This window comes from Priestia flexa NBRC 15715 (genome assembly GCF_001591565.1).
Classification (GTDB): domain Bacteria; phylum Bacillota; class Bacilli; order Bacillales; family Bacillaceae_H; genus Priestia; species Priestia flexa.
On the sequence record NZ_BCVD01000178.1, the window covers coordinates 1 to 5,565 of the forward strand.

Sequence of the window (5,565 nt, forward strand, 5' to 3'; positions counted from 1 at the left end):
TGTCTCAGTCTCTTTTACATAAAACATGTTATTATTGAGCTTTCTTTAATTCCGTTGGCTGACTGTTCGCACCCACAACTGCTTGCTGAATGCGACCTTCTACCTTGTAATCAAATGGTTGCTGAAGCGTCTTTACATAAGCAATCGTAGCTTCTAAATCTTCAGGACCAACTTCCATATCTTTCGATAGTTCGCCGATTCCATATTTTGTATTGCCATACATATAGTTATTGACAACAACCGTATACTCTCTAGATGGATCTAAAGGCGTTCCATCAGGTAAAGTTAAATCAACGACTTTTAGCGTAGCTGGGTCCCATGTGTAATGGAAACCTGCAACGTGAAAATCAAGTCCAGAAGCTGCAATCTGGTTGTTTAATACCGTTTCAAGATCAGCTCCTGAAAGGGTCACTTTGTTTAAGACATTTCCAAACGGTTGAATGGAGAATAAATCACCAAACGTTACTTCACCCGCATCAAGCTGAGCACGTAAACCGCCACCGTTCATTAAAGCAAAGTCAGAATTCATTGCGTACTTCATTCCATCAGCTAAAAGATTTCCTAAAGCAACGTCTCCCACTTCACCATTTGTAGGGTATCCTTTAGGTAAAGTAGTAAGTGATTCACCCACTACTTCTGCTTTGATTGGAGCCGTTTTTTCTTCATACTTGTTTAAGATAGCGGAAACCGCAGGGTCTGGTGTATAGTCCTTTTGGTATACAGTCACAACTTCTGCTTGTTTCTTACTAATGTCCCCTGTTACAGGGTCGATTTCAATGTCTACATCCGAAAACGCAGAGCCGTATGAATACGCTTGAACGATTAATTTATTGTCAACGACTTGATTGACTTTTGCATGGTTATGAGCAGCAAAAATTACGTCTACTTCGTCATCTACCTTTTCTGCAATATCAGCAGCATCAAAAGCATCTGTTCTTCCATTTTGTACAGAAGGGTTATGAGCTAGCACAGCGATTGCTTTCACACCTTGGTCTTTGAGCTCTTTTGTATACTTGTTAACCGCCTCTGCTTCATCAGTAATTTTTAACGTTTCGTTTCCTTTTTGAACAATCATTGAAGGAGTTTCTTGCGTCACAACTCCGATAAAGCCAATCTTTTGGCCACCTACTTCTTTAACTGCGTACGGATCGGTAATTAGTTTATTTGTTGACGTATCATATGCGTTAGCTGCCACAACAGGAAAATTCATACCATCGTATCCTGGATTGCCTTTTGGATGATCTCCACCTTTGATCATGCGGTGTAGCTCAGAAATCCCTTCATCAAACTCATGGTTACCAAGCGTACCTACATCAAAGCCCATCGCTTCCATTACTTCAACCGTTGGCTCATCTTGGAATAAAGCTGAAATAAGTGGGCTTCCACCAATCATATCTCCTGAATGAACTAAAAGCGTGTTTTCATTTTCTTTTTCACGCTGTTTCATTGCCGCTGCCGTGTACTCCATGCTACCAGCAAGAACACTTTGTCCATTTAAGGTTAATTTTGTATCCGTATCTAACTGACCGTGAAGATCGTTCATGCCTAATAGCTGAACCTTAACCGGATCTGTTGAAGTTCCACCGCTTAAGTTCAGTTTAAAGATTCCAAACCCTTGGTCATTTGTTTTATTTGTGTAAGAAATGTTGCTACCTTCTTTTACATAGCTTTCTCCTTTTGGAGATGATGTAAAGGTAACATTTGCTTCTCCTTTAATCGGTGCGATAGACCAATTGTTGTCAGCAGTTGGCGTAATTTCTTTTTGTTCTGTAATATAATCCATTAAGATTTGACGATTTTCATCCGCTGAATCTACCACTAGCTCGCTACCTTTAAGACCTGGGAAGTTTCCTCCTCCACTTGCACGGTAGTTGTTCGTTACAACGATAAACTCTTGGTTTAAATCGATTGGCTTGCCATCATAGGTTAAGTTCGTAACACGGCTTGAATTTGCGTTAATAACATTACCATTCCCATCGTATTTAGCTGGCTTTGTTACATCAATTTGATACTGAACCCCATCAATTACGTCGAAGTTGTATACAGGGAAGGAAGGATTTAAAAGTTCTTGCTCTTCCGATTTCCCTGGCGTAATTTGATTAAACTTTCCAGCTGACATTTCAATCCATTCTTTCACAACTGAACCTTTTACTTTGACTGCTTTCAACGTGTTGTCATACAAATACAAATCGCCCGCACTGCGAATAGTTAAGTCGCCTTTTTTAATCTCTGTAAATTCATTTACGCCATTTCGACCCGCTTTAAACGGAGCACCAACTGATAGAATTGGAAGGTCTTTGTATTCCGGCTTATTGTCCGCAATATATTTTTCTGCGTACCACTTTTGAGCATTTGTTACAACTTGAATAGATGGGTCATCTTGAACCAGCGCAAAGTAGCTGTGAATATCATCCGTTGTTTTACCGATTGGCGTATTTACGTAGTTCACTGTGTTCATATGATCTTTTTGAATCGCTTTTAAAATCTTTTTATCAGATTCCACCGTGCTTTGCGTTACTGTTTTTCCTGTTTGTGGATCTTTTACATCTTTATAAATCTCTCTTGTTGAAGACTGTGAGTTTATAACAGACCACTTGCCCTTTTTCTTTTCTAAAGACAGGTCAATTAAGCCGAGAGAACCTCCGCCGTACCCTGCTTGTACAGCTGGCACACCGTTAATTGTTCCTTTTGCATTATCTACGCCTGGAAGCGGCTTTTTATTTACGTCTAAGAATAGACCATCAAGCGCTGCTTCTGTTTTTGCCGGGAACACTTTATGCGTATGAGAGAACGTAATCGCATCGATGCCTTTTACTTCACTTAGGGCATAAATCGTATCTTCGGAGTTATCTTTGTTGCTGCTAAATCCAGAATGAGCAAGGGCAATGACAACATCCGCTCCCTTTTTCTTCATTTCTGGTACAAACTTGTTCGCTGTGTCTACAATATCTTTCGTAATGACTTTACCATCTAGCTTTGCTTTATCCCACTCATTAATTTGTGGAGGGACAAAGCCGATAAAACCTACTTTAATAACGTGCTTCTTTCCGTTCTCATCCACAACTTTTTTATTCACAATTTTGTAAGGAGTAAATTTATTTTTATCATTTTTAGGATTGTTATCGTGATCGTCAATATATACGTTGGCGTTAATATAAGGAAAGTCAGCGTCATTATAAGCTTCTTCCAAATAATCTAAGCCGTAGTTAAATTCATGATTTCCTAGAGTCGCAACATCATAGTCCATTTCGTTCATTGCTTTAAAGACAGGATGAACTTCACCTTTTTTAAGTGGTTTTACCGTCGCTTTATATGTACCTAACGGTGTCCCTTGAATTAAATCACCATTATCAACTAATAAACTGTTTTTCACTTCGCTGCGCGCTTGCTTAACAAGCGAAGCCGTCTTCACTAATCCTACTTTTTCATAAGGAGCATCTTTGTAATAATCATAGTTTAATAGATTCGTATGAATATCAGTTGTTTCCATTAAGCGCATTTTGACAATTGAATCTTTCTTTCCTGGATGCTTCTCTTTTTTTTCAGATGAATTCTGGTGGTTCTCATGATTACTAGAAGCAGATACAGTTGTTGTTACAAGAGGCATTGATAATAACGATAACGCCAAAGAGGTTGATAATATTTTTTTCGCTTTGTTGTGTTTACCCTTTTTCATGTATCATTCACCTTTCAAGTAGATTAGTAGACTGTTCAAAAATAGTATAGCAGAAAAGATTTTAAATAAGTTGTAAATTTTTTGACTTGTTCGTAAATAATCTTTTACACGTCGTTAACATACCTACATTTTGGAAATAAAAGGGGAAATGATAGGTATTTTAAATCATTTTATTTTTCGGATTTTTTGTTAGAAAACCTATCCATATACCCTTAACTCTGTCATACTCTCTGACAAACTACAGAAAAATCTAAAATCCTACAAAAATATTAGCTTCTTCGACAAACCAAAAAATTTTATGGTCTATTGGGGTTTTATATTCCAAAAAGAATAACAAAACTCTTAAATAACTATATTAAAAAAGCAACAACTTAAAATCTATCTGGTTAGATTGCCTTCCATCAACTAGTTATTTTTACTTATTTTTCATTATGCAGATAAAAAAGAGAACCTAATGTTTTATTTTAGGTCCTCTTTTTCATTTATAGCTATTTAAAATCTGCTTGTAAAAGCTGTATTTCTTGCTCTACTAACGAAACAAATCGTTCGTTTTCTTCAATTTCAAATATGTGAATCGATTTTTGGAGACAGGATAGCCCTTCTTCACTTTTGCCAATTTTATATAAGGACTCACCTACCTGATAATGTAGCTCTCCCAATAAATATAGAGTTTCATGCTTTACACAGAGCTCTAGACCAAGTCTTCCGTACTTAATTGACTTTTCATAACGCTCCATATCACACAGCGCTTTTGAAAGTCCATAGAGAATGCGAATTTTTACAAGCGGATCTTTTAATTTAGGAAGAAGCGTAATATGTTGTAGAGCTTCCATATACGCACTAAATGCTTTTTTCAAATCTCCTTCTTCCTCATAAATGATGGCAATGCTGTTCAAGATTGCAATTTCTTTTTCAGAATAAAAATGTTCACTTGTGCGAGTAAACGAAATAGCTCGCTCTAATTTTTCTAGAGCTGTTGGAAAAGAGTGATGAATATAATAATCACAAATCGCTTCGTGCCATAAAAAGAACTGAGCATGAAACGGATCTTGAAACATCGGGTTTTTCTTTTCTTTGTTTACTACATGCAACACCATTTCATAATTTCTCTTGCGAATATAATAGCGAATGGTCTCTTTAATTTCTTTGGAATAGTCATTAGGAGTTAACTCTCCTACTTCAAAAAAATAATTCATAGATACGCCTAGACGCTTTGATATTTTATATAAAATGTCACCCTGAATTGCTTTTGCTCCTGTTTCATACAAATCAAGTTCTTCTTTGGAACATATCCCGTCAGAAAGTTCTTCTTGAGATAACTTGGCTATATTTCTTAGATTTTGAATAAGTTTTCCTACATGCTGTCTGTCGTTCAAGAAATCACCTTATTTATTATCAATAAAACCTGTTTAAACAACGTTCTATCATATTTTATAAGTCTATTGTACCATTTTATTCATTTTTGAATCAACAGAAACAAGAAAATAATTCCAAACAAAAAGCAATATTCATAGCTTTACACTGAGATTAAGCATGATATATACTCCTCGTTTAAAAACAAAAAATGAGGGTATTTTATTCATAAAACAACTGTTACTTAAGGAGTTGAAAATTTTGATTATTATTTACTTAAGCCTTGCACTTATAATTGTCTCTGCTTGCTTTTTCATTTATCGCGTAATTTCCTTTAAAAAAGAAATTATGCCAACTATGGATCAAATGACGACAGCAAATGAAACGATTCAACAGGGCATCTCTTCTATACAATACCAATCAAATCAGTTATCAGAAACTCAGGCTGTCATAATAAATGATATTGCTTATAAACAAGCAGCATTCTTATATACAATCGATACGTGTAAAAAAGTAGTTAAAAAGAGACTGAGACA

The 5,565-nt window shown here is 36.1% G+C and carries 3 protein-coding genes; 1 reads left to right on the top strand and 2 read right to left on the bottom strand.

Features of this window, described 5'->3' with window-relative positions:
- Positions 1-31: 31 nt before the first annotated feature.
- Positions 32-3,676, bottom strand: coding sequence for a bifunctional 2',3'-cyclic-nucleotide 2'-phosphodiesterase/3'-nucleotidase (locus BFL01S_RS18745; protein ID WP_061786625.1), 3,645 nt, complete (start codon positions 3,674-3,676; stop codon positions 32-34).
- A gap of 488 nt (positions 3,677-4,164) precedes the next feature.
- On the bottom strand, positions 4,165-5,052 hold the full coding sequence (locus tag BFL01S_RS18750) for a helix-turn-helix domain-containing protein (protein ID WP_061786626.1): 888 nt from the start codon (positions 5,050-5,052) through the stop codon (positions 4,165-4,167).
- Positions 5,053-5,290: 238 nt separating this feature from the next.
- Here BFL01S_RS18750 and BFL01S_RS18755 point away from each other — a divergent pair.
- Positions 5,291-5,565, top strand: a 275-nt coding sequence (locus tag BFL01S_RS18755; RefSeq protein WP_156474957.1) for a hypothetical protein, incomplete at its 3' end; no start/stop codon positions are given.